The organism is Faecalibacterium sp. AF27-11BH (assembly GCF_003603005.1).
In the GTDB taxonomy this organism is placed as follows: domain Bacteria; phylum Bacillota; class Clostridia; order Oscillospirales; family Ruminococcaceae; genus Faecalibacterium; species Faecalibacterium taiwanense.
Map to the genome: position 1 here is coordinate 64,743 of NZ_QVGS01000010.1, position 24,150 is coordinate 88,892.

The following is a 24,150-nucleotide window of genomic DNA, read 5'->3' on the forward strand; positions in this document are numbered from 1 at the left end:
TTCCTTCTCACGCAAAAAAAAGCTCCCCCTTTTCGGGGGAGCTGGCAATGCCGTAAGGCATTGACTGAGAGGGTATGATCCTACGGAGGAAACAATGGAAGAAGATTATGTGATGATACCGGGCAGCGGAACCAAAAAGATCATCCGCGATGTGAAAAAGGAGATCGAGACCGCATTCTTGGACTACTCCATGTCGGTCATCGTGTCCCGCGCCCTGCCCGATGTGCGCGACGGTTTGAAGCCTGTTCACCGCCGCATTCTGTACACCATGCACGAGCGCGGCAACGACCCCAGCCATCCCTACCGCAAATCCGCCGACACCGTTGGTGCGGTGCTGGGTTCCTACCATCCCCACGGCGACGCATCGGTCTACGATGCCATGGTCCGTCTGGCACAGGACTTCTCTCTGCGCTATCCGCTGGTGGATGGTCAGGGTAACTTTGGTTCTGTGGATGGCGACCCCCCGGCTGCCTACCGTTACACCGAGGCCCGCATGAGCCGCATGGCGGTGGAGATGCTGACCGATATCGAGAAGGACACCATCGACTGGGACCCCAACTTTGACGAGACCAAGAAGGAACCCAGCGTGCTGCCCTGCCGCTTCCCCAACCTGCTGGTCAACGGCAGTCAGGGCATTGCGGTCGGCATGGCCACCAACATCCCGCCCCACAATCTGAGCGAGGTCATTGATGGCTGCATCGCCTATATCGACGATCCGGATATCGACCTGCCCGGCCTGATGGAATACATCAAGGGCCCGGACTTCCCCACTGCCGGCATCATCATGGGCCGCAGCGGCATCCGCGCCGCCTACGCCACCGGCCGGGGCAAGATCACCCTGCGGGGCCGCGCCACCATCGAGGAGACCAAGAACGGCCGTACCCAGATCATCATTACGGAAATTCCGTATATGGTCAACAAGGCCCGCCTCATCGAGAACATGGCCGACCTTGTCAAGGAGAAGCGCATTGAGGGCATCACCGGCCTGAACGATGAGACCAACCGCAAGGGCATGCGCATCGTGGTAGACATCCGCAAGGACGCCAATGCACAGGTCATCCTGAACCAGCTGTACCAGTACACCCAGCTGCAGGATACCGTGGGTGTTATCATGCTGGCCATCGACCACAAGGTGCCGAAAGTCCTCACCCTGAAGCAGATGCTTCAGAAATACGTGGAATTTCAGGACGAGGTGGTGCGCCGCCGCACCCAGTACGACCTGAAAAAGGCCAAGGAGCGCGCCCACATTCTGGAGGGCCTGAAGAAGGCCACCGATATCGTGGACGAGCTGATCGCCACCATCCGCGCCTGCAAGGGCGGTATGGCAGAGGCCAAGGCTGCCATCATGGAGCAGTTCGGCTTTGACGACCCGCAGGCAGATGCCATCGTCAAGCTGCAGCTGGGCCGTCTGGCAGGCCTTGAGATCCTGAAGATCGAGGAAGAGCTTGCCAGCCTGCAGGCCAAGATCGAGAACTGGGAGGCCATTCTGGCCGACGATGCCCGTGTGCTTGCCATCGTCAAGGACGAGCTGCTGGAAATGAAGAAGCGCTTCGGCGACGAGCGCCGCACCGAGATTCAGTCCGTGACCGGTGAGGTGGATATCGAGGATCTGATCGCCGAGGAGCAGTGCGTCTACACCCTGACCGAGGCCGGCTATATCAAGCGCCAGCTCAAGGCCACCTATCAGGCACAGCGCCGCGGCGGACGCGGCATCTCCGGCATGACCCGCAAGGAAGAGGACATCGTGCAGGAGATGTTCGTAGGCTCCACCCACGACTATGTGCTCTTTGTCACCGACCGGGGCCGTCTGTTCCGCATTAAGGGCTACACCATTGCCGAGGGCAGCCGCACCAGCAAGGGCAGCAACATCGTCAACCTGCTGCAGCTTGCCGAGGGCGAAAAGGTCACCAACATGATCTGCCAGTCGAAGGAAGCCGACACCGAGGGCGGCTTTGTGACCATGGTCACGAAGCAGGGCCTCATCAAGCGCACCCCGCTGGAGCAGTATGCCAATATCCGCAAGTCCGGCCTGATCGGCATTGCCCTGAACGAGGGCGACGCTCTGGCCTGGACCCGCCTGACCACCGGCCACGATATGCTCATCGTTGCCACCCGCAACGGTCAGGCCATCCGCTTCAACGAAGCCGATGCACGTCCCATGGGCCGCAGCGGCCACGGCGTGCGCGCCATCCGTCTGGCCGAGGGCGATGAAGTTGTGGGGGTGTGCATCTGCCGCGAGGGCGGCACGGTGCTCACCGTCACCGAGAACGGCAAGGGCCGCCGGTCGGACATCGACACCTACCGCATCACCGCCCGCGGCGGCAAGGGCATCCGCAACTACGATGCCGCCAAGGATAAGGTGGCTGCGGTCAAGATCGTGGACGACGTGGATGATGTACTGCTGAGCAGTCAGGAGGGCATCATCATCCGCCTGCACGCCAACGAGATCCCGCTGCAGAGCCGCTACGGTTCCGGCGTGCGGGTGATGCGCTTGGGTGAGAACGACAAGGTGATGGTACTTGCCCGCACCGACCACGACGACGAGGCCCAGACCGAGCAGATCGACACCTCCGATGCCGATGCCGAACCCACCGCAGAGCAGCTTGCCGCCATGGAAGCTGCGGATGCTGCCGCCGCTGCAGAAGCCCCGGAAGCAGACGATAAGGGCGAAGAGTAAACCTTGAAAACACAATAAGATTTGAAAGAAGCCGCCGCACAGAGATTTCTGCACGGCGGCTTCTTTTCAAATCCATCCAAACCATGTATAATAGAAATAGCGTGTGAGGAATAAAAATAAACACAGAAAGTGGTTTAAGGAACATGACAGAGCAAAAAAAATCCCCGGAGATCAGCATCATCGTGCCGGTGTATAAGGTGGAAAAATACCTGAACGAATGCATTGATTCCATTCTGGCACAGACCTTTACGGATTTTGAGCTGATCCTGGTGGACGATGGCTCCCCGGACAACTGCCCTGCCCTGTGTGATGCAGCGGCGGAAAAAGACAGCCGCGTGCGGGTGATCCATAAAATCAACGGAGGTGTAAGCACAGCTCGCAATGCGGGTTTGGCAGCTGCACAGGGAAATTGGATCGGCTTTGTGGACCCGGATGACTTTGTAGACAAGACTTACTACGAAAAAATGCTGCGGGCAGCAAAGCAGGCAGGTGCTGAACTTGCAGTCTGCAACGAAGTTTTTATGGAAGAGGATGGAAGTCTTTGTGATTATCAGGAACAGCCTTTACGTACAGAAGTGCTTTCCCGTGAGGAAGCAATACACCGCATCCGCCTTACGCCGTTGATTCAGGCAGCAACAAGACTGCATCGGAGAGATGTGCTGGAAGGAATCGTTTTTCCTGTGGGCAAAAACTATGAAGATGCATTTACCACACCGGAAATCATTGAACATGCAACAGCTGTGGCTTGTATAAAGGAAAAACTGTACCATTACCGGCTGCATCCGGCAAGCATCATGCATGGAAAGGTCACCTTGAAAAATCTGGATGAGATCGATGCAAACTACGGCCTTCTTGCTTGTGCACTCAAGTATGGAAAAAAAGACACAGCATTCCTGCAGTATGTACTGATGAAACGCATGCTCCGAAACACAAAAAAAAATCTGCCACCCAAACAGAGAAACAGTGAACGGGTTCAGCAGGCGGAAGCGTGCTTGAAAAAAGCAGGCAGAGAGGTTCGTCAACAGGGGGCCTGTACCCTGCGCAACGCAGCAGAAACCGCACTCTGCATTGCAAACCCGCAGTTCTACTTCAACTTCAAGTACCGGAAATAAAACTGAATTCCGAATGGGAGAAATACTGTGAGTGAAAGAACAGAAAGTGGAAAACCGGAGATCAGCATCATCGTGCCAGTGTATCAGGTGGAAAAATATCTGAATGAGTGCATCGATTCCATCCTCGCGCAGACCTTTACAGATTTTGAACTGATCCTTGTGGACGATGGCTCACCGGACAACTGCCCTGCCCTGTGCGATGCAGCAGCAAAAAGGGACAGCCGCGTGCGGGTGATCCATAAGCAAAACGGCGGTGTAAGCACAGCCCGCAATGCGGGTCTGGATGCAGCACAGGGAAATTGGATCGCGTTTGTGGATTCGGATGATACGGTGGAACCGGAGTATCTGGAAAAAATGCATAAGGCAGTGCTGGAAACGGGTGCAGATTTTGCAATCTGCAGCAGTCAGTGTATTGATGAAACGGGCAAAACGCTTGCAGGCGGGGAACACCGACTTTTGAACGAGTTTTTGCCGCAGGAGGAAGTTCTGCGCCGGATGGTGGTGTCGGATTTTCAGGTTCCGTGGAATAAGCTTTATCGCCGAAAACTGCTGGAAAATCTGCGCTATCCAGAAAACAAGGCGTTTGAAGATACCTGTCTCATGCCGGTCATTTACGCAAGAGCGGCTTCTGCCTGCGGTGTATGGGATTTTTTATACAATTACCGCATCGTTACCGGCAGTGCCATGCACCGCAAGACTACCTTGAAAACACTGGACTGGGTGGAAGCATGGTACCGCCTGTTTGATGTGCTGTACCAAAACGGCATCCGAGATGCTTTGTGTGCAGCCTATCGCCCGATTTTGACTGCCGTGTGGGACATCTGGCTGCACCTGACACCGGAAGAGCGCAAAAGCCCCCGGATGAAGGAAGCCTTTGCGTATGAGCGTACAGCCCGCCATCGGCTGATGCAAGCCCGCGGCGTAACACTAAAAAATTTGTGGGCGGCAGTGGTCTGCGCTGCATCGGCCTGCAGTTATCTGGATCTATGCCGCAAAAGGGCGGAAAGACGGCAGAAAACGACCTGAAGCAATGAGGAGTTTATTGTGCAGGAACAACATAAAAAACAACCGGAGATCAGCATCATCGTGCCGGTATATAAGACAGAGCGTTTTCTGAGCGCCTGCATCTCTTCCATCCTTGCCCAGACCTTCACGGATTTTGAGCTGATCCTGGTGGACGATGGCTCTCCGGACAGCTGCCCTGCTTTGTGCGATGCCGCAGCGGCAAAGGACAGCCGCATCCGGGTCATCCACCAGAAGAATCGTGGCCTGAGCGTGGCACGCAATGCCGGGCTGGACGCGGCAGAGGGCGAATGGATCGCCTTTGTGGATTCAGACGACACCATCACGCCGGACTTCTGCGCAAAGCTTTACCATGCAGCGCAGGAGGCCGGTGCACAGATGGCCGTGTGCAATTACCGGCAGGTGGACGAAGCCCTGACCCCCATCCGGGAGCAGTATCTGCATGTGCGGCGGGAGGTGCTGACCCCGGAGCAGGCGTTGGAGCACAGCACCCTTCTGCCCTACATGGTGGTGTGGAACAAGCTGTACCACCGCAGCATTTTTGCGCAGCTGCGCTTTGCAGAGGGCAAGCTGAACGAGGACACCCTGCTGATCGCCTACGCCTACGAAAAAGCGGACAGAATCGCGAATATCCCGGATGCGCTGTACCTTTACCGCAAGGTGGCGGGCAGCATCGTCAACAGCAAAGTCACCCTGCGCAATCTCGACCGTGTGGAAGCAAACTATACCGTGTTCGAGTGCGTCCGCCGCCATGGCATCACGGGTTCGCTGTGTGAGCTGTACTGGGCACTGTTGCACTCCCTGATCGATGTGGGAATGCACCTGACCGCCGAAGAGCGCCGGAGTGCCCGGATGCAGCAGGCGCGGGAGTACGAGCGCTGCGCCCGCCGAGCCTTGCGTCAGGAACATGCTGTTACCCTGAGAGCACTGGGCAACACCCTGTGTTTTATTATTTCACAGGACTGGTATTTTGCCCGCCGATGGAAAAATACCGTGTAACCGCGCAGGTTTGTCTGGACTTCCCTGCAAAGATATGCTACAATGGCAAAACAATCACAAATACCCGTGGGGGAGTAGCAGGCGCTTTTGCAGGGCGCAGCAAGTCAACATGATGACCGTTGGTTCCGGTCTGGCTTGCTTTCATTTGCGAGACTCATGTGTTTTTGGCGCATAGAACAGCGCCCGTGCACATGGAGTTGGTTTCAAAAAAATCACCCGGTCCCGGACGTACATGTGCGCCCGGGACCGGGTTTTGTATTGCCCGATATTCTGGTCAGATTCAGGAGGCAGACAATATGGAATGGAGTTTTGTATTTTTCCTCAACAGTGCCCTGCTGGGCGTGGGCCTTGCAATGGATGCGTTCTCGGTGTCCATGGCAAACGGCCTGCACGACCCCCGCATGAGCAGGAAAACCATGTGCAGGATCGCGGGCACCTTTGCCCTTTTTCAGGCCGTGATGCCCATGACGGGCTGGGTGTGCGTGCACACCATTGTGGAGCTGTTCTCTTCGTTTGAAAAGTTCATCCCGTGGATCGCGCTGGCACTGCTGGGCTACATCGGCGGCAAGATGCTGGTGGATGGCATCAAGGGCGAAGAGGCCGAAGAAGCAGCAGAGCTGAGTGCGGGTGCACTGCTCATGCAGGGCGTGGCTACCAGCATCGATGCGCTTTCGGTGGGCTTCACCATTTCGGAATACGGCTGGCTGATGGCACTTGCGGCATCGCTCATCATTGCGGTGGTCACCTTCTTTATCTGCATGGCGGGCCTGCGCATCGGCAAAAAGTTTGGCACCAAGCTCTCCGGCAAGGCATCCATTCTGGGCGGCATCATCCTCATTGGCATTGGTCTGGAAATTTTTATTTCCGGGGTGTTCTGAAATTCAGACGGCATAAAACGAAAGGGCACGGCGCTGCGATGCGCTGTGCCCTTTCGTTTTATAAAATGTTCCACATAGAACAATTACTTTTCCGGCTCAAAATAATCGGCATATTCCTCGGTCAGCTTGGAGCCAAGCCGCCGGATGCCGCCGTACAGGTGCCGTTCCACCAACGGTTCAAAGGCGGAAAGGTCGCACCGCTCGATGGCGTTCATCAGGTTGCGGTGGTCTGCAATCACCTCGGCAAGGCCGCCGGTGGTCATGGTGTCCAGCATCCGGAAGCGGCTGTAGTCGGCGTGGGCGTTCTGCAGGGTGCTCCACAGGTACATTTTATCCATGGCCGCAAACCATGTCCCGTGCAGGGCACGGTCGGCCTCGTACAGCTTGTTGTAATCCGGGCTCTCCATGGCCGCGAGGGCCTCGTAGGCTTCCACCCGCCTGCGGATCAACGCCCGCTGCTCCGGGGTGCACCGGGGCGAAAAATCCCGCAATACGCGGGCTTCCACGGCGGTGCGCTCGTAGATCAGCTCGTCCACGATGCGGCGGTTCAGCCGGGTAACGGTGGTGCCCTTGTAAGGCACGATCTTTACCAGCCCGTTTTCCTGCAGCTTCTGCAGCACCACCCGGATCAGGGTGCGCGGTGCGCCAAAGCGGGCACAGAGCGGATTTTCGCTCAGTGAAGAGCCGGGGCGGATGGTCAGGTCAATGATCTCCCGCTCCAGCACAGCATAGATCTCAGCATCAGTTTTGTATTGTTCCATACCTCTCACCTAATGGAAATGCATTATCCTTCAAACGGTTTCCAGAACGCGCCCTCCGGCAGCGGCAGCGTAAATGCCATGGGCTTTCCGGTCTCCGGGTGCAAAAACTGCAGGCCGCAGCTCTGCAGGGCAATGCTGCCTTTTACGCGGCTTCCGTATTTGCCGTCTCCGGCCAGCGGATGCTTCCGGGATGCAAACTGCACCCGGATCTGATGGGTGCGGCCGGTGTGCAGCGTGATCTCAGCAAGGCTCATCTCTCCTGCCGTTTTCACGATGCGGTATTCCAGCACGGCTTCCCGCACGCCCTTGCGGGGGCGGCTGACCGGGAACACCCGGCCCCGGCGGCTGTCCTTGAACAGCCAGTCCCGCAGGGTGCCTTCGGCGGGCAGTGCTTCGTCCGGCCCGCCTGCAATGACGGCCCGATACCGCTTGATGAACTGCGGCACTTCCGGCTTCCCTTCGGCCCTGCCATCCTGCACAGCGTAGGCGTTCTGGCTCTGGGTGATCTGACGGCTGAGTGCGGCCGCAGCCCCGGGCGTTCTGGCAAACACCATCAGGCCGGACACACCCGTGTCCAGCCGGTGCACCACGCCTACAAAGGCATCCGGCTGGCCCCACAGCTGCCGCAGGGCTGCGGGCACGCCCTCTTCGCTGGAAAGTCCGGCGGGCTTGTCCAGCACCACAAGGGCGGCATCTTCGTACAGGATGTTCACAGCCTGCCCTCAGCGATTAGGGCCTTGAGCTTCAGGATACCGGCAATGGTCTTGCCGTCCCGGATCTCGCCGCTCATGACCATCTCATAAGCTTTATCCAGCGGCACACGGTCAGGGGTCAGGAATTCATCGGCATCCAGATGCATCTGGGTCTTGTGCAGGCCGGTGGCGACCCATGTATAGATCACTTCGGTGTCATAGCCCACGGTGGGGAAAAACTGGCCCAGAGAGATGTAATTGTCGGCGGTCAGACCGCACTCCTCGCCCAGCTCCCTCTTGGCGGCTTCAAAGGGGTCCTCACCCTTTTCCAGCTTGCCGGCAGGCAGCTCCCACAGCTCCTGCTGCATGGCGTAGCGGAACTGACGCACCATGCAGATGGTGCCATCCTCAAAATAGGGCAGGATGCACGCACCGCCGTGGTGATGCACCACTTCGCGTTCGGCGGTCTTGCCGTTTTCCAGCAGGGCAGTGTCTTTTGTCAGGGTGATCACCCGGCCCTCGAAGAGCACCTCGCTGGTGAGTGTTTTTTCGTAATGCACGGTCTTCTCCATTTTATTACCCTCTTTGCCCGGCACAGCGCCGGTTTTCTATGGCTTCAGTTTACGGCAAAATGAGGTTTGTTGTCAATAAAGATGTGATAAATATAAGAGGATGGGACGATTTGAAATGCGCGCCGCATTTGCTTTGCGCATAATCAGCGGAAAGAATATTTATAATTTCGCAATTCTGGAAAATCTGCGGATTTTCCAGAATTGCCTTTTCACAGGAGGGGTCGTAACGGAAAGCAGCATTTGCAGCGCCGCTGCGGGAAACGAACCCTCTCAGGCTCACTGCGTTCGCCAGCTCCCCCGAAAGGGGGAGCTTTTTGTATCTTCTGGTCAGCACAAATAAAGCTCCCCCTTTGGGGGAGCTGGCACGGCGCAAGCCGTGCCTGAGAGGGTTCCCTCCCCTTTTTGCGAAAAAAATTACAGGATCTGGCAAAGCAGGCAGGCCAAAACCGGAAAATCCGCGCCAGTGCTCACTTTAACGAACTAAAGACGTACAAAAGCGCTAAAAAAATTTCTTTATTTTTGGTGCGTTTGTTGAGCGGTTTGCGTTTACTTTATGGGCGGAATTTGCTATTATAGTATACAAGCAATAGTGCCTTTATGGGGTTCTCCGGTCCCATGTGGGGCATATTGCCCCGCGCAAAAGGTACCAAATTCTGAATAATGGAGGAAGAAAAATGCCTAGAGCAAAGCAAACTATGGATGGCAATACCGCTGCCGCCCATGTAGCGTATGCCTACACGGACGTGGCTGCCATCTACCCCATTACCCCGTCTTCTCCGATGGCTGACTCTGTGGACCAGTGGTCCGCAGCTGGCCAGAAGAACATCTTCGGCAATCAGGTCAAGGTCGTCGAGATGGAATCTGAGGCCGGCGCTGCTGGCGCTGTGCACGGCTCTCTGGGTGCAGGTGCTGTTACCACCACCTTCACCGCTTCTCAGGGCCTGCTGCTGATGATCCCCAACATGTACAAGATCGCTGCTGAGCAGCTGCCCTGCGTGTTCGATGTTTCTGCACGTACCGTTGCTACTCAGTCCCTGAACATCTTTGGTGATCACAGCGACGTTATGGCATGCCGTCAGACCGGCTTTGCAATGCTGGTCGAGAGCAGCGTGCAGGAAGTCATGGATCTGTCCCCTGTCGCACATCTGTGCGCCATCGAGGGCAAGGTTCCCTTCCTGAACTTCTTCGATGGCTTCCGTACTTCTCATGAGTACCAGAAGATCGAGAAGTGGGATTACGCCGATCTGAAGGAAATGTGCAACATGGAGGCTGTGGAGGAGTTCCGTAAGAAGGCTCTGAACCCCGAACACCCCAAGATGCGCGGCTCCCACGAGAACGGCGACGTGTTCTTCCAGCATCGTGAGGCATGCAACAGCGTTTACAACGCTCTGCCTGCTGTTGTTGAGAAGTACATGGCCAAGATCAACGCAAAGCTGGGCACCAACTACGATCTGTTCAACTACTACGGCGCACCCGATGCTGACCGTGTGATCGTGGCTATGGGCTCCATCTGCGATGTTGCTGATGAGGTCATCGACTACCTGAACGCCAAGGGCGAGAAGGTCGGTATCGTCAAGGTCCGCCTGTACCGTCCCTGGGTCTCCGCTTCCCTGCTGAAGGTTCTGCCCAAGACCGCCAAGAAGGTGGCTGTGCTGGACCGCACCAAGGAGCCCGGCTCTCTGGGCGAGCCCCTGTACCTGGATGTTGCCGCTACCCTGCGTGAGGCTGGCCTGAACGATGTCGTTCTGACCGGCGGCCGTTACGGTCTGGGCAGCAAGGATACCCCGCCGTCCTCCATCTTTGCTCTGTTCAAGGAGCTGGAGAAGGATCAGCCCAAGGAGCGCTTCACTCTGGGTATCACCGATGATGTCACCTTCCTGTCTCTGCCGGAAGTCAAGCCCGCTCCCATCACCGCAGCTGCTGGCACCAAGGAGTGCAAGTTCTGGGGTCTGGGCGGCGACGGTACTGTCGGTGCTAACAAGAACTCCGTCAAGATCATCGGCGACCATACCGACAAGTATGTTCAGGCATACTTCCAGTATGACTCCAAGAAGACTGGCGGCGTGACCATCAGCCATCTGCGTTTCGGCGACAAGCCCATCCGCAGCCCCTACTACATCAACCAGGCTGACTTCGTGGCCTGCCACAACCCCGCTTACATCCACATGGGCATGAAGATGGTCCAGGATGTCAAGCCCGGCGGCGTGTTCATGATCAACTGCCAGTGGTCCGATGAGGAGCTGGGCCAGCACCTGAACGCCGAGGCAAAGAAGTATATCGCTGACAACAACATCCAGCTGTATACCATCAATGCTATCGATAAGGCTATCGAGATCGGCATGGGCAAGCGCACCAACACCATCCTGCAGTCTGCATTCTTCAAGCTGGCTGACGTCATGCCCATCGAGGATGCCGTCAACTTCATGAAGCAGGCAGCTCAGAAGAGCTACGGCAAGAAGGGCCAGGACGTCGTTGAGATGAACTGGAAGGCTATCGATGCAGGCGTTGACGCCATCCACAAGGTGGACGTGCCCGCATCCTGGTCCAACCCCGAGGCTGATCCCGCACCCAAGGCTCTCACCGGCCGTCCGGAGCTGGTCAAGCAGATCCGCGATGTCATGGAGCCCATTGCCCGTATGGACGGCGACAGCCTGCCTGTCTCTTCCTTCGTGGCAAATGCAAACGGCGAGTGGGAGCAGGGCGCTTCTGCATACGAGAAGCGCGGCACCGCTGTCAACGTCCCCGAGTGGGATGCTGCAAAGTGCGTTGGCTGTAACCAGTGTGCATTCGTCTGCTCTCATGCTACCATCCGTCCCTTCCAGCTGACCGCCGACGAGCTGGCAGCTGCTCCTGCACAGACCAAGAGCCGCGACAACAAGCCCGCAAACGAGTACAAGTTTGTTATGGCTGTGTCTCCTCTGGACTGCATGGGCTGCGGCGAGTGCGTCACCGTCTGCCCCACCAAGGCTATCACCATGGTGCCGCAGGACAGCCAGGCCGATCAGCAGGCAGTGTTCGACTACTGCGTGGCCAACATCTCCAAGAAGCCTTCCAAGTTTGCTGACGATACCGTCATCGGTTCTCAGTTCAACCAGCCGCTGCTGGAGTTCTCTGGCTCCTGCGCAGGCTGTGCCGAGACTTCTTACGCTCGCCTGATCACTCAGCTGTTCGGCGAGAAGATGTACATCTCCAACGCTACCGGCTGCTCCTCCATCTGGGGCGGCACCGCTTCCATCTCTCCGTACACCGTCAACAAGGACAGCGGCCATGGTCCTGCATGGTGCAACTCCCTGTTCGAGGATAACGCAGAGCATGGTCTGGGCCTGTACATCGGCCAGAAGACCGTCCGCGAGAACCTGATCAAGGAGATCGCAGAGGTTGCTGGTTCCGACAAGGCTTCTGCTGAGCTGAAGGCTGCCTTTGAGAAGTTCCTGGAGACCAAGAACAACACCAAGGCCAACGACGAGCCCGCAAAGGCCCTGATCGCTGAGCTGGAGAAGGCTGCTGCTGCCGGCTGCGAGAAGTCTGCAGAGATCCTGAAGAGCAAGCAGTTCATCGCCAAGAAGTCCGTCTGGATCTTCGGTGGTGACGGCTGGGCATACGACATCGGCTTCGGTGGTCTGGACCACGTTCTGGCTTCCGGCGAGGATGTCAACGTGATGGTCTTCGATACTGAGATGTACTCCAACACCGGTGGACAGGCATCCAAGGCTTCCAACATTGGTGAAGTCTGCCAGTTCGCTGCTGCTGGTAAGGAAATCAGCAAGAAGAGCCTGTCCGAGATCGCTATGACCTACGGTTACATCTATGTTGCTCAGATCGCACTGGGTGCTAACCCGGCTCAGGCTGTCAAGGCCATCGCTGAGGCTGAGGCTTACCCCGGCCCGTCTCTGATCATCGGCTACGCTCCCTGCGAGCTGCACGGTGTCAAGGGCGGCATGACCAACTGCCAGAACGAGATGAAGAAGGCAGTTGAGGCCGGTTACTGGAACCTGTTCACCTTCAACCCGGCAAACAAGGCTCAGGGCAAGAATCCGTTCACCCTGACCTCCAAGGCTGTGGATAACGAGAAGTATCAGGCACTGCTGGCTAACGAGACCCGTTACAGCCGCCTGACTCGTGCATTCCCCGACCGTGCTAAGGAGCTGTTCGCACGCAACCAGGAAGTTGCAAACGACCGCTACGAGCACCTGACCCGTCTGGTCGACCTGTACAAGTAAGCATTCTTCTGCGCTTTGGATGCAGATATTTGCGGCACCTTAGCCCCACAATGCAAGAGGGCGGCTGCCCCGTACCGGCGGTTACTGCGCAATGCAGCGGTACGAAGCGGAGAAACGCATCCATCCATGCAGGTGATGTGCTGAAGTACAGCATTCGCCATACGAGTTCTATCTGATTTCACTTCCCGGGCGGTGCTTTGTTCCGTGCGAAGCACCGCAGCGGGATATGAGATACCAAAGCGCCCGCGAGGGTCCTTGAAAGCACACCCCGCGTGTGTCAGGAGCATAAGGTCTGCTTGCAGATACCTTGCTCCGCCTGCTGCATAAGACCTGCTTTGCAGGGATCTTGCCGCAGTAAAAAACGTATATCGTTTTTAGCGCCCCGTTCACCGCAAGGTGACCGGGGCGTATTTTGTGCAAAAGAGAAGCGGCTGCTGTGATCTGGCATCACAACAGCCGCTTTTACAGTTCCATTTTAGCATGTGAAAAAACGAAGGTCAATCAAAAAATGTTATCACAAAATCTTCCAAAAGATACCATTCCCTTTTTACAGTTTCTTCATAGCTTCTTAACGAATTCAATTGTGAAAGCTGTTATACTTTTGCCATGGGAAGCGGGGCCGCAACCGCTTACCCAAGTAACATGATTCCTCCTCACACCAAGGCAATATCCAAGCAAAACACCCTTTTTCGTGTGCCGCAACACGGAAGAGGGTGTTTTGTTTTGCAAAATTCTGGTAAATCGGTGGTTTAGGGTTGACCCCGTTTTTTTGCGGCGCTATAATAAAAATGAATATGAAAACTTGGAGGTGAACGCAGGAAAATGGACCCGGATCATAGTCGAAGTAGAACCACCGGCGCGGTGGATCAGAAAACAAAAACAACTGCGTTTTCCCCAACCGTTCGCCTCCTTCGCTGAGCCTTGCGGAAAAGCACCGCTTCAACGGTGCATCTTTCCGCAAAACAGAGCAGAGGAAGGCGCGGCTTTGTGTGCGCAGAATGCGGCGTTTGCGGCATTCCGGCAGGCAAGGCGGCGCGTTTTTTGTTTCCCGATCTGCTGCGTCCTCCGGATACAGGAGCTGCTCCTGTTCCGTAAAAACTGAGGAGGTACGCCCAATGGATATGGAAGAAAAAAAGCTGACGGCTGATGCTGCGGAGCAGGCCCTGCCGGTGCAGGAGCTGCCTGCTGATATCCCCGCCGAGGTCCGCCAGAAGCTGGCTGAAGATCTGAACGAGGAAGCTACTGAAGACCTCAAGCAGGACATGCGCGAGGCCGAAAAAGAGGAAGCCAACGACGAAGAGGTCAAGGCCAACCCTGAGATGCTCACCAAGAGCCGCCTGCTCAAGCTGCTCATCAAGAAGCAGTACGTCAAGCTGCGCGAAGTGACCGAGGAAGAGCAGCCCGCCGACCTTGCCGAGCTGCTGGAAGAGCTGGACGAAAACAACCGCCTTGTGGTGTTCCGCCTGCTCAAAAAGGAAGTGGCCACCGAGGCCTTTGCCTATATGTCCGACGAGGCCCGCGACGATCTGGTGAACGCCTTCTCAGATGTGGAGCTTGTGGGCGCTATTGAAGAGATGAGTCTGGACGATGCCGCCGACCTGCTGGAGGATATGCCTGCAGGCGTGGTGAAGCGGGTGCTGGAAAAATCCTCCAAGCAGACCCGTGAGAGCCTGAACAAGCTGCTGAACTACCCCGAAAGCTCTGCCGGCAGCCTGATGACCCCCGAATATGTCCGTCTGCGCGAGGATATGACCGTGGCGCAGGCTTTTGAAGCCATCCGCAAGCAGGGCGAAAACGCAGAGACCGTGTACACCTGCTACGTGGTGGAGCGCAACCGCCTGAAGGGCGTTGTTTCTGCCCGAAGTCTGCTGCTGTCAGAGCCGCATACTTCCATCACCGAGATCATGGATGATAACGTGGTCACTGTGAAAGTGACCGACGATCAGGAGTACGTAGCCCGTGAGATGCAGCGCTACGACTTTACCGCCATGCCTGTTCTGGACAACGAGGGCATGTTCGTGGGTATCATCACCATCGACGATGCAATCGACGTTCTGACCGACGAGAGCACCGAGGATATGCAGAAGATGGCTGCTATTCTGCCGGACGACGATGCCACCACCTACTTCGGCACCAGCGTCTGGACCCACGCAAAGCAGCGCATTCCATGGCTGCTGATCCTGATGCTGTCCGCCACCTTTACCGGCATGGTCACCACCCACTATGAAGAGGCCTTTGTCAGCCTGCCGCTGCTGGTCTCCTTCATGCCCATGCTGATGGATACCGCCGGCAACTGCGGCAACCAGATCAGCACCCTGATGGTGCGTGGTCTGGCTCTGGGCGAGGTAGAGCCCGCCGACTTTATGCGGGTGCTGGGCAAGGAGCTGCGGGTGTCTGCCATCGTGGGCGCGGTGCTGGGCATCGTGAACGGCCTGCGCATCTACCTGATGTACACCTTCCTCTTCCCCGGCCAGTACGCCAACGTGATGGGCTATGCCATCGTGGTCAGCGTGTCGCTGTTCTTCAGCGTCATTCTGGCAAAGCTGGTGGGCGGTATGCTGCCGCTGGCAGCCAAGAAGCTGGGTGCCGACCCGGCCATCATGGCTACCCCCTTCATCACCACCATCGTGGATGCCTGCAGCCTGATCCTGTATTTCCAGATCGCACAGCTGGTGTTCCACAATATGATGTAAATAATAAAGCAATGCCGGACAGTCTGCGGACTGCCCGGCATTTTTATAGGACGAACCCTCTCAGTCGTCGCTGCGCGATGCCAACTCCCTCAGTCAAAACCTGACGGTTTTGCCAGCTCCCTCAAAGAGGGAGCCTCTGGCGGAGCCGGAAGCGTCCTAACCCTCTCAGCCTGCTCCCGTTGGTCGCAGACAGCTCCCCCGAAGGGGGAGCTTATAGCACTGCCGGAAGCTTTTAGCATTCATCCGATACGTTTCGGTTATCGCAAAAAAGCTCCCCCTTCGGGGGAGCTGTCGCCGCAGGCGACTGAGAGGGTTCAGCCGGGATAAAAACAGTGTGGAAAACTGCATATTTCCCCGCCTTTTCCACACGGAAAAACGGCAGCGGCCCGGTGTTGAAAACTTGTGGCCGGTTCATTCCAGATTGGAGAAAAATAAATCGCCGCTCAGGAACGGTTTGTAGAATGCAAAGAAAATCCTTCGACTTTCTTTTTTATAAAAGGCAGAATGCCCGCATTTTTGCCCAAAACTTACCAGAAAGCTGCGGCCTGAATTACGGTGTGTATAGGGCTGATGCCCTTTTGTTGTGGAAAACCCGGTGGAAAAAGTGGAAAACCTCATGGAAAACTCGCCCTTTTCTTCACAAAAACGGTGGAAAACCCGGTGGAAAAAGTGAAAAGTTCATTCCAGACAGGAAACTCCATACACTTTTCGGTTGTGCTTTTGTGCCGCAAGATCCGCTTGACAGCTGTATTTTTGGGCGGAAGATGCGGCAGTTTTCCACACTGTGGCATTGCCTTGAATGCCCCGGCCAATCATGGTACAATAACAGCAGAAAAATGCGGCAAAACTCACCGATATCGGAATACAATGCGTTGGAGGCACCCTATATGAACAATTGGCTCAACCAGCTGGAGCGCAAATACGGCCGCTTCGGCATCCCGAATCTGACCAACATTCTGGTGGGCGGGCAGATCCTTGTGCTGGCCATCGAGCTGTTTGTCAACCAGACCGTCAGTGTCTGGCTGGCACTCAGCCGCTATTTTCTGCTGCGCGGCCAGATCTGGCGCATCATCACCTTTGCGTTCATCCCCTCTTACGGCGGCAGCATCCTCAGCGCGGTGCTGGGCATCTATTTCACATGGTTCATCGGCATGGCGCTGGAACGGGAGTGGGGCGATTTCCGCTATACGGTGTATCTGCTCTCCGGGATGCTGGGCACTGTGCTGGCCTGCCTGCTCACCGGCGTGACCGGCAGCACCTACTGCCTGTCCCTTTCGCTGCTGCTGGCCTTTGCCATGCTGTACCCGGAGGTACAGGTGCTGCTGTTCTTTGTCATCCCCATCCGGGTGAAATACTTTGGCTTTTTTGCGGCAGCACTGTGGGTGCTCAGCTTTCTGGGCGCGCCGCTGCCGCAAAAGCTGAGCCTGCTGCTCAGCATGGCGAACGTCTGGCTGTTCTTTGGCCCGATGGCCTATCGTTCCGTCCGCGCGTGGGTACGCCGTGAGCAGTGGAAGCGGAGAAACAGAAGGTAAGGAGAAACACCATGATGCTGGACCGCATGGAGGGCAATGCAGAACTGAAAAGCAGCGTGCAGCTGATGCTGGCAGCCCGCCGCCTGACCCACAGCGTGCTGCTGGTGGGTGAAGAGGGCCTTGGAGCCGGTTTTGCAGCCCGCTGCATTGCGGCAGATTATCTTTACCCTGCAGGCGGAGCGCCCGCTGAGGCCCTTCTGCGGGGCGAATGCTGCCGTGCTGTGGGTAAGCCTGGCGACCGCGACAGCGGCCATGTGGAGACCGGCATCGTGCGTGAAGCGATCAGCGTTGCCGGTATGGGCGCAGGCGGCAAATATCTGGTCAGTCAGGTCAAGGCTATGCGCAGCGAGATCTTCAACACCAGCCTTTCGGCCGAGGGCCGTGCCGTGCTGCTCTACCATGTGGAAAAGATGAACGAGGAATCCGCCAATGCCCTGCTGAAGGTGATGGAAGAGCCGCCGGAGGGGGTGCTGTTCCTGCTTACGGCGGATTCGCTGGCAGGCGTACTGCCCACCATCCGCAGCCGCTGCGTCAGCTTTGCAGTGGCTCCTGTCTCGCCGGAGCAGTGCGCCCGCTACTGCGCCGCACAGGGGGTGGACAAAAAGACGGCCGCGCTGTACAGCGAATTGTTCGACGGTCACATTGGCACGGTGCTTGCCGCCGCACAGGACGAAGCCCGCACCGCGCAGGTGGAAAAGGCCCTGCAGCTGGCAAAGGCCACTGCTGACCGTGACAGCTATGCCGCAGCCTGCCTGCTGGCCGCCTACGAAAAGGACAAGGCCGGCGCCGCCGCCCTGCTGACAGACTTCCGCGCGGTGGCCGCTGCGGGCCTGCGGCAAAGCCCCCACGCACCGGTGCAGGGCATTGCCGCCCAGCGTGCCCTGCGTCTGGCCGAAGCCGCCATCCAGCGCCTTGGCGCGCAGGTGAACCCTAAAATCGTGCTCAGCGTGTTTGCGGCAAAGTTCCGCGCGCTGTAAACAAAAACTCCCCCGAAAGGCTTTTTACGGCATTTCAGGGGAGTTTTACTGTCAGGAAACGGTAGAGGAAGGGTCGCTGATCAGGCCGTTAAAAGTAAAGGTGGCCGTTTGATTATTAAGTTTACTCAGCGTGATGGTTATGGTTCCTCTATAGAATTTATCGAAAGAAGAGGTAGTGACGGGGCCGATGTCGATGAAAAGAATAACGGTTTTGGACCGGCCTGCAGGAACAGCAAGAGACTGGTTGAATACATAGGCGGTTTTGCTGCTGTTCAGACCTTTGTATCCAAGACCACATACCTTACCAGTGCCGCCATCGGTATGGCTGAAAGCAAAGTTGCTGGTGCTGACGGTGACATCACTGCTGCCGCTTTCATTATCCAGTTTGAAGCCGGTGTAGAAATAGTTGTGGCGGGTATCAGATTCATAGATGGAGCTGGAAGTCCACTGCCCGCTCAAAGGGCCGATATCTGCGGTAAAAGAGCCAAAATTAGCGAAATCGCTATTATCGATGGGAGGAGCAACCAGATTTTCGGGAGTGGAAGCATACGCTCCATCTCCGCAGCCAACCAGCATACTGCCGGCGGCAGCGACCAGTGCGGCGGCACCAGTGGCCTTTAAAAAAGTACGGCGGGTGATCAGTTCAGACATAAAAATCTCTCCTTTGATTGCAGGAAATCATAAAATACAAAAGCTGATGCAAACAGAAACTCCCTCCGGCGCTTGCGGTACACCGGAGGGAGTTTCTGTTTGGGGTATTGCTTTGGTGTGAGGAGGAATCATGTGCGGAAAGACGGTTGCGGCCCCGCCTCCCCGCAAGGTATAGTATACCCGATTTTAAGTGAAAAGTCATTACATTTCTGTGAAAAAACATCCCGCAATGAACTTTTTACAAAATTCCCCCAATGATAAAAACCAAACAGCGCGGTGTACAAAAATTCTGGTATTCCAGAATGACATAAACTGCCAATTTCACTATAGCAGACAAGACCGTAGGTGTCAATTAAAATGTCGGCTTTTTGGCGGAAAGACGAAAAAATGTGGCAAAAAACTGTAAAATCGGCACAGGGTCAGCCCTTGGCAAGCTCGGCGGCGTGAAGCTTGCCGTGTTCTACGTAGTGGGCGGCGTTGTGCAGGTTGGCCTCGATCTGGGCCGCGCTTACCTGCTTGATGACCCTTGCGGGCACGCCCACAGCCACCGAGTTATCCGGGATTACCATGCCCTCCGGCACCAGCGCACCCGCGCCGATGATGCAGTTTTTGCCCACGACACAGTGGTTGAGCAGGGTGGCGTGCATTCCGATCAGACTGCCATCCCCTACCGTGCACCCGTGCACCAGCGCACCGTGGCCCACGGTGACGCTTTTGCCCAGCATTACAGCACCGCCCACATCACAGTGCAGCACGGCGTTATCCTGCACGTTGGAGTTTTCGCCAATGGTCAAAGTGCCGTCGTCGCCGCGCAGCACGGCCCCGTACCACACCGTGGAACCGGCTTTCAGGATCACATCGCCCTGCACGGTGGCGTTGGGCGCAACGAACGCAGCCCCCTCGTCGCGGGGAACTTTTCCACAAAAGGACAGAAACATTGTTAAAAACCGCCTTTCTCTCTTTCTCTTTTGGCTGGTTTATGGTATTCTTTAAAGTAGTATAGCAAGCCAGAGCCTTTCCGGCAAGTAGGAGCTGTTTCAAAACAAAAATTTTTGCCGTGCGTCGGCAAGCAGATACAAGGGGGCACGCTCATGTTCAAAAACACCATCTTCCGCCGCATGACGGCGCTGGTGCTCACGCTGGCACTGGCCGCTGCTGCTGCACTGCCGGGCCTTGCGGTATATCCCATGCCCATCCAGACCGCCAGCGAGACCGAGGCGGTGTACCTGTTCAACGCCGACACCGGCAAGACCATCCTGAACCAGAATGCTGACCAGCAGCAGTATGTTGCCAGCCTGACCAAGCTCATGACGGCCCTGCTGCTGCTGGAAAGCGGCAAGGATCTGAACGGTGAAGTGACCGTGCCCACCGCGCTGACCCAGGAGTTCCGGGATATCCAGAACGCCAACGGCACCACCATGGGCCTGCGCATCGGCGAGACGGTGCGCCGCATCGACCTGCTGAACGCCATGCTCATCGTCAGCGCCAACGACGCCGCCAGCGTCATTGCCTACGATGTGGGCGGCAGCGTGCTGGATTTCGTCAAGCAGATGAACGCCCGTGCTGAGGAGCTGGGCTGCACCGGCACGAACTTTACCTGTGCCCACGGCCTGTTTGACTACGGCAACGTGTCCACCGCGCAGGATCTGGCAAAGATCGCCGCCGCCTGTGCGGCAAACCAGACCTTTGCACAGGTGGCGGGCACCGCCAGCTATGTCCTGCCGGCCACGAACCTCCGCAAGGCTGAGCACACCATCAGCAGCTCCAACAGCCTGATGAACAGCGAGAGCGCCAACTACCGGGAGTATGTCCGGTGGGTCAAGGGCGGCTTTACCACGCTGGCAGGCCGCTGCATCGTGGCCTTTGCGGAAAAGGACGGCCACACCTACGGGCTGGTGATCCTTGGCTGCGATACGCCGGACCACCTTTTTGCCGAGTGCGATGATCTGTTCGACTGGGCCTTTGCCAGCTTTGCGGACCGTCCGCTGGTGGACACCCAGACCGAGATCACCACCGTGGCGCTGACCAAGTGCCGCACCGAACCGGCAGTGGCGCTGTATGCTGCCGCACCGGTGAGCGGCTATGGCCACGCGGATGATATCGTCACCTACTCCTTCGACCTGCCGGAGAGCATTGCGGCCACCGTCAAGAGCGGCAGTGTGGTGGGTACAGCCACCGTGTATCTGGACGGCGATGAAGTGGGCACGGTGGACCTTGTGACCCACCGGGAGTACGTCTCCGACTTCCGCACCGACACCAAAGCCACAGTGCTTCTGCTGTGTGCACTGCTGTTCATCCTCGCTGCATTAACGGCGGTCACTCTTGCCGCGGGCGGCAACTCGCTGAACCTTAAAAGGAGAAAGCGCCGCAGATAAAGTGCATGGGCTTGACAATTTTGGAAAATAAGCTATACTGAAAATACAAAGGCGCTGGCCCACAAACGGCTAGCTCCTTACCATACTAGTCAAAAAGAAAAATGACCGGTCGTGTTGGGGAACAAGAGGCGGTCATTTTTTCTTTTTGTCATCACTGTGAGAAACAGTCCATGTAATTTCAAACGTAACGTAGATCGCCCCGCCAAGAAGCGTGAGCAGAAGCACGACCTGTTCAAACGTCATGGTGCATCCCCCCTTCCTGCCCTTGGGCAAAACCGGGGGTGCGAAAGATCCAAAGAAAAAATCGCCTTGCCCGGCGCGCCTAGGTGCCGGTAAGGAACAGCCGCCTGCGTTTTGGGACACAGCGCCTTCGTACCGCAGATGCGGCAATTACAGAATATCACAGCAAACTGCAAAAAACAATAAAGAACAGCAAAAAAGCGGCGCTCAGTGCCTTGCAACAGGCTCTGAGCGCCGCTTCTTTTGCGCTTATTGGTTGAGGAACTTGATAAAGTGGTAAGATTCCACAATCTGGAAATACTTGATGATGCGCGGGTACAGGGGTTCGGCCTTTTCGCCGAACTGCTGCTTCATGCAGTCAGCAAGCTGTGCAACGGTCTTCTGGCCGTCGATCAGCGGCCAGAGATAGCTGCCGGTCTCGTCCAGATGCACCTGTGTGGTGCGCGGTTTATGGAACACTTTTTGCGCGATCGTATTGAACACACCGGTGTTCTCCACCTCAAGGGTGATAAGGCCGGTGGCTTCGTCTGTGTGCCAGCGCAGGGTTTCCGCCCGCTGCGGAATGAGGTCCAGATAGTTGATGGACTGCTTTTTCTTACTCATCAGTTCTTCTTTTTCTTCATGGAGAAGGCCAGCAGGCATGCGATCATCACGATCATCAGGACCACGCCGCCAATGTTGCCCAGATCAATGCTCAGGGCAGTGCTGATGCCGAACACGGCAAACACAGCCAGCAGGATGCCCACAAGGCCCTCGCCTGCGATCATACCGGCACAGAACAGGGTGCCGCGGGTGGTCTGCTCTTCCTTGAGCTTCGCGTCAACATTCTTGCGGCTGTCCATGAACCAGCGCACAACACCGCCGATCATGATGGAGGTGTTCAGGTAGATGGGCAGGTACAGGCCGATGGCGAACGGTATCACGGGGATGCGCAGGACCTCCAGAGCAATGGCAAGGAACACACCGGTGAACACCAGGTTCCAGGGCAGGTTGCCGCCCATGATGCCCTCGACGATCATCTTCATCAGGGTAGCCTGCGGTGCGGGGACCTCGGCACCGCCGTAGCCCCATGCGCTGTCCAGCAGGTACAGCACACCACCGATGGCCAGACCGGCGGCGATCACGCCGATCAGCTCGCCGATCTGCTGCTTGACCGGGGTCGCACCCAGCAGGTAGCCGGTCTTCAGGTCCTGAGAGGTATCCGCAGCAATGGCAGCGCAGATGCAGATGACAGAGGCGATGGCCATGGAGCCGATCATGCCCTCGATGCCAACGTTGCCGGTGGCCTTCAGGATCATGGTAGCGATCAGCAGGGTGGCAATGGTCATGCCGGAGACCGGGTTGTTGGAACTGCCGATCATGCCGACCATACGTGCAGAGACGGTGGAGAAGAAGAAGCCGAAGATGACGATCAGCAGAGCACCCAGCGGGCTGACGGGGATGGCCGGAGCCAGCCAGATGATGAGGATGATGAGCAGGATGCCGCCCAGAATAAAGGGCATGGGCAGGTCCTTCTCGGTACGGGAGGTGCCGGAAGCACTGCCGCCCTTCATGCTCTTCATGGCATCACGGAAGGTGGATGCGATCAGAGGCAGGCTCTTGATCAGCGAAATGATACCGCCGGTAGCAATGGCGCCTGCGCCGATATACTTGACGTAGTTGGACCAGATGGCGTCTGCACCGCCTGCTGCATACAGATCAGCAATGGTGGTGCCGGCTGCTGCCGGGTACAGGGAAATGTTTGCGCCGAACAGGCAGATCAGCGGGATAATGACCATCCAGCCCACCAGAGAACCGGTGAACATGTAGGAAGCGGTCTTGGGGCCGACGATGTAGCCCACGCCCAGCAGAGCGGGGTACACTTCCATGCCCAGAGCACCCTTGAAGGAGCTGAAGGCCACGGCAATGTCGGCGGGGATCATCTTCAGGCCATCGACGATGAACTTGAAGATGGCTGCCAGACCCATGCCGGAGAACACGGTGGAGGCGTTTGCACCGCCCTCTTCACCGGCCAGCAGAACGTCTGCACAGGCGGTGCCTTCCGGGTACAGCAGGGTGGCGTGTTCCTTGACGATCAGGGCGTTGCGCAGGGGCACCATGAACAGAACGCCCAGAATGCCGCCGCACAGGGCGATCAGGGTGATCTCCAGGATGCTGGGCTTGTCGCACAGGCCCTCTTTTGCCCACAGGAACAGTGCGGGCATGGTGAAGATGGCACCGGCGGCCAGGCTCTCGCCTGCGGAACCGATGGTCTGCACCATGTTGCTCTCCAGAATGGAGTTCTTCTTGAGCAGGACGCGGATCACGCCCATAGAAATGACTGCTGCCGGGATGGAGGCAGAAACAGTCATGCCGACGCGCAGGCCCAGATAGGCATTTGCAGCGCCGAAGACCACAGACAGGATGATGCCCATGATCACAGAGGTCGCCGTCATTTCTGCGGTGATCTTTTCCGCAGGAATATACGGCTTGAAGGATTCTTGATCTTTCATGCTTGCACTCCTTGCGACAGCACAAGCGCCTTGCTTTTTGGGGCAGGGCGCTTGTGCTGTCCGTTTTCCGATTTCCTAAACACGCGCATCCCATCCAAAAGGACACGCTGGCACGTACTCTATTATACTAAAGTATGACTGAATTGGCAACTGGAAATGTACACAAGAAATTTACAAAAAATTCGTTTATTCAAGCATTTTGCGGGAAATTCGGGCAAAAGCGTGCAAAAAACTCCATGCAGACTTAAAACTGTCC

General features: G+C 56.8%; 18 protein-coding genes. 10 read left to right on the forward strand and 8 right to left on the reverse strand.

Annotation, left to right across the window (positions count from 1 at the left end; genetic code table 11):
* Positions 1–94: 94 nt before the first annotated feature.
* From gyrA to DWY76_RS10345, 5 genes are all read left to right on the forward strand, one after another.
* Positions 95–2,677, forward strand: a complete 2,583-nt coding sequence (gene gyrA, locus DWY76_RS10325) for a DNA gyrase subunit A (RefSeq protein ID WP_120081285.1) — start codon at positions 95–97, stop codon at positions 2,675–2,677.
* A 143-nt stretch (positions 2,678–2,820) separates the two neighbouring features.
* A complete protein-coding gene (locus DWY76_RS10330) occupies positions 2,821–3,789 on the forward strand; it encodes a glycosyltransferase (protein ID WP_120081286.1) in 969 nt (322 codons plus the stop codon).
* Between the two features lie 27 nt (positions 3,790–3,816).
* Positions 3,817–4,815 carry a glycosyltransferase family 2 protein gene (locus DWY76_RS10335; protein WP_165852622.1) on the forward strand — a complete coding sequence of 333 codons (999 nt, stop codon included), beginning with the start codon at positions 3,817–3,819 and terminating at the stop codon, positions 4,813–4,815.
* An 18-nt stretch (positions 4,816–4,833) separates the two neighbouring features.
* On the forward strand, positions 4,834–5,811 hold the full coding sequence (locus tag DWY76_RS10340) for a glycosyltransferase family 2 protein (protein ID WP_165852623.1): 978 nt from the start codon (positions 4,834–4,836) through the stop codon (positions 5,809–5,811).
* Positions 5,812–6,107: 296 nt separating this feature from the next.
* Positions 6,108–6,689 carry a manganese efflux pump gene (locus DWY76_RS10345; protein ID WP_120081289.1) on the forward strand — a complete coding sequence of 194 codons (582 nt, stop codon included), beginning with the start codon at positions 6,108–6,110 and terminating at the stop codon, positions 6,687–6,689.
* Between the two features lie 83 nt (positions 6,690–6,772).
* Here the strand turns inward: DWY76_RS10345 and DWY76_RS10350 are convergent, their stop codons facing one another.
* Genes DWY76_RS10350 through DWY76_RS13870 form a run of 4 tightly spaced genes read right to left on the reverse strand, consistent with a single transcriptional unit; the run spans position 6,773 to position 9,048 of the window.
* Positions 6,773–7,450: a GntR family transcriptional regulator gene (locus tag DWY76_RS10350; protein WP_097774107.1), complete on the reverse strand. Its 678-nt coding sequence runs from the start codon at positions 7,448–7,450 to the stop codon at positions 6,773–6,775.
* A gap of 23 nt (positions 7,451–7,473) precedes the next feature.
* Positions 7,474–8,163, reverse strand: a complete 690-nt coding sequence (locus tag DWY76_RS10355; RefSeq protein ID WP_120020802.1) for an RluA family pseudouridine synthase — start codon at positions 8,161–8,163, stop codon at positions 7,474–7,476.
* The gene (locus DWY76_RS10360) at positions 8,160–8,714 is read right to left on the reverse strand and encodes an NUDIX hydrolase (protein ID WP_005940449.1); all 555 of its coding nucleotides are present in this window, start codon (positions 8,712–8,714) and stop codon (positions 8,160–8,162) included. The genes DWY76_RS10355 and DWY76_RS10360 overlap by 4 nt, the downstream gene beginning before the upstream one ends.
* 49 nt (positions 8,715–8,763) lie before the next feature.
* On the reverse strand, positions 8,764–9,048 hold the full coding sequence (locus DWY76_RS13870) for a hypothetical protein (RefSeq protein ID WP_133300813.1): 285 nt from the start codon (positions 9,046–9,048) through the stop codon (positions 8,764–8,766).
* A gap of 340 nt (positions 9,049–9,388) precedes the next feature.
* Between DWY76_RS13870 and nifJ the strand changes: the two genes are divergently transcribed.
* The 4 genes from nifJ to DWY76_RS10385 all read left to right on the forward strand — a co-directional run bounded on the left by nifJ (position 9,389) and on the right by DWY76_RS10385 (position 18,136).
* Positions 9,389–12,934, forward strand: coding sequence for a pyruvate:ferredoxin (flavodoxin) oxidoreductase (nifJ, locus tag DWY76_RS10365; protein ID WP_005939143.1), 3,546 nt, complete (start codon positions 9,389–9,391; stop codon positions 12,932–12,934).
* 1,115 nt (positions 12,935–14,049) lie between these two features.
* Positions 14,050–15,627, forward strand: a complete 1,578-nt coding sequence (gene mgtE, locus DWY76_RS10375) for a magnesium transporter (RefSeq protein WP_120081290.1) — start codon at positions 14,050–14,052, stop codon at positions 15,625–15,627.
* An 887-nt stretch (positions 15,628–16,514) separates the two neighbouring features.
* Positions 16,515–17,159: a rhomboid family intramembrane serine protease gene (locus DWY76_RS10380; protein ID WP_097781069.1), complete on the forward strand. Its 645-nt coding sequence runs from the start codon at positions 16,515–16,517 to the stop codon at positions 17,157–17,159.
* A gap of 11 nt (positions 17,160–17,170) precedes the next feature.
* Positions 17,171–18,136 (forward strand): hypothetical protein, encoded by a 966-nt coding sequence (locus DWY76_RS10385; protein WP_120081291.1) that lies wholly within the window; start codon positions 17,171–17,173, stop codon positions 18,134–18,136.
* Positions 18,137–18,187: 51 nt separating this feature from the next.
* Here the strand turns inward: DWY76_RS10385 and DWY76_RS10390 are convergent, their stop codons facing one another.
* Both DWY76_RS10390 and DWY76_RS10395 read right to left on the reverse strand, forming a co-directional pair.
* Complete coding sequence (locus tag DWY76_RS10390) at positions 18,188–18,787, reverse strand: twin-arginine translocation signal domain-containing protein (RefSeq protein WP_120081292.1); 600 nt, start codon at positions 18,785–18,787, stop codon at positions 18,188–18,190.
* A gap of 419 nt (positions 18,788–19,206) precedes the next feature.
* Positions 19,207–19,725 carry a gamma carbonic anhydrase family protein gene (locus DWY76_RS10395; protein ID WP_120081293.1) on the reverse strand — a complete coding sequence of 173 codons (519 nt, stop codon included), beginning with the start codon at positions 19,723–19,725 and terminating at the stop codon, positions 19,207–19,209.
* A 153-nt stretch (positions 19,726–19,878) separates the two neighbouring features.
* Between DWY76_RS10395 and DWY76_RS10400 the strand changes: the two genes are divergently transcribed.
* Complete coding sequence (locus DWY76_RS10400; protein ID WP_120081294.1) at positions 19,879–21,162, forward strand: serine hydrolase; 1,284 nt, start codon at positions 19,879–19,881, stop codon at positions 21,160–21,162.
* Between the two features lie 489 nt (positions 21,163–21,651).
* On the opposite strand, the gene DWY76_RS10405 is transcribed toward DWY76_RS10400, so the two are convergent.
* Together DWY76_RS10405 and DWY76_RS10410 are read right to left on the reverse strand one after the other, a co-directional pair.
* Positions 21,652–22,005, reverse strand: a complete 354-nt coding sequence (locus tag DWY76_RS10405) for a PqqD family protein (protein WP_097774114.1) — start codon at positions 22,003–22,005, stop codon at positions 21,652–21,654.
* A complete protein-coding gene (locus DWY76_RS10410; RefSeq protein WP_120081295.1) occupies positions 22,005–23,894 on the reverse strand; it encodes an oligopeptide transporter, OPT family in 1,890 nt (629 codons plus the stop codon). Before DWY76_RS10410 ends, DWY76_RS10405 begins: the two co-directional genes overlap by 1 nt.
* Positions 23,895–24,150 lie beyond the last annotated feature (256 nt).

Excerpts from the sequence above, each read along its gene's own strand:
- DWY76_RS10345 (WP_120081289.1), top strand. The coding sequence starts at position 6,108 with ATGGAATGGAGTTTTGTATTTTTCCTCAACAGTGCCCTGCTGGGCGTG.
- DWY76_RS10410 (WP_120081295.1), bottom strand. The coding sequence starts at position 23,894 with ATGAAAGATCAAGAATCCTTCAAGCCGTATATTCCTGCGGAAAAGATC.
- gyrA (WP_120081285.1), top strand. The coding sequence starts at position 95 with ATGGAAGAAGATTATGTGATGATACCGGGCAGCGGAACCAAAAAGATC.
- DWY76_RS10395 (WP_120081293.1), bottom strand. The coding sequence starts at position 19,725 with ATGTTTCTGTCCTTTTGTGGAAAAGTTCCCCGCGACGAGGGGGCTGCG.
- DWY76_RS10350 (WP_097774107.1), bottom strand. The coding sequence starts at position 7,450 with ATGGAACAATACAAAACTGATGCTGAGATCTATGCTGTGCTGGAGCGG.
- nifJ (WP_005939143.1), top strand. The coding sequence starts at position 9,389 with ATGCCTAGAGCAAAGCAAACTATGGATGGCAATACCGCTGCCGCCCAT.
- DWY76_RS10360 (WP_005940449.1), bottom strand. The coding sequence starts at position 8,714 with ATGGAGAAGACCGTGCATTACGAAAAAACACTCACCAGCGAGGTGCTC.
- DWY76_RS10330 (WP_120081286.1), top strand. The coding sequence starts at position 2,821 with ATGACAGAGCAAAAAAAATCCCCGGAGATCAGCATCATCGTGCCGGTG.
- DWY76_RS10385 (WP_120081291.1), top strand. The coding sequence starts at position 17,171 with ATGATGCTGGACCGCATGGAGGGCAATGCAGAACTGAAAAGCAGCGTG.
- DWY76_RS10400 (WP_120081294.1), top strand. The coding sequence starts at position 19,879 with ATGTTCAAAAACACCATCTTCCGCCGCATGACGGCGCTGGTGCTCACG.
- DWY76_RS10380 (WP_097781069.1), top strand. The coding sequence starts at position 16,515 with ATGAACAATTGGCTCAACCAGCTGGAGCGCAAATACGGCCGCTTCGGC.
- mgtE (WP_120081290.1), top strand. The coding sequence starts at position 14,050 with ATGGATATGGAAGAAAAAAAGCTGACGGCTGATGCTGCGGAGCAGGCC.
- DWY76_RS10390 (WP_120081292.1), bottom strand. The coding sequence starts at position 18,787 with ATGTCTGAACTGATCACCCGCCGTACTTTTTTAAAGGCCACTGGTGCC.
- DWY76_RS10405 (WP_097774114.1), bottom strand. The coding sequence starts at position 22,005 with ATGAGTAAGAAAAAGCAGTCCATCAACTATCTGGACCTCATTCCGCAG.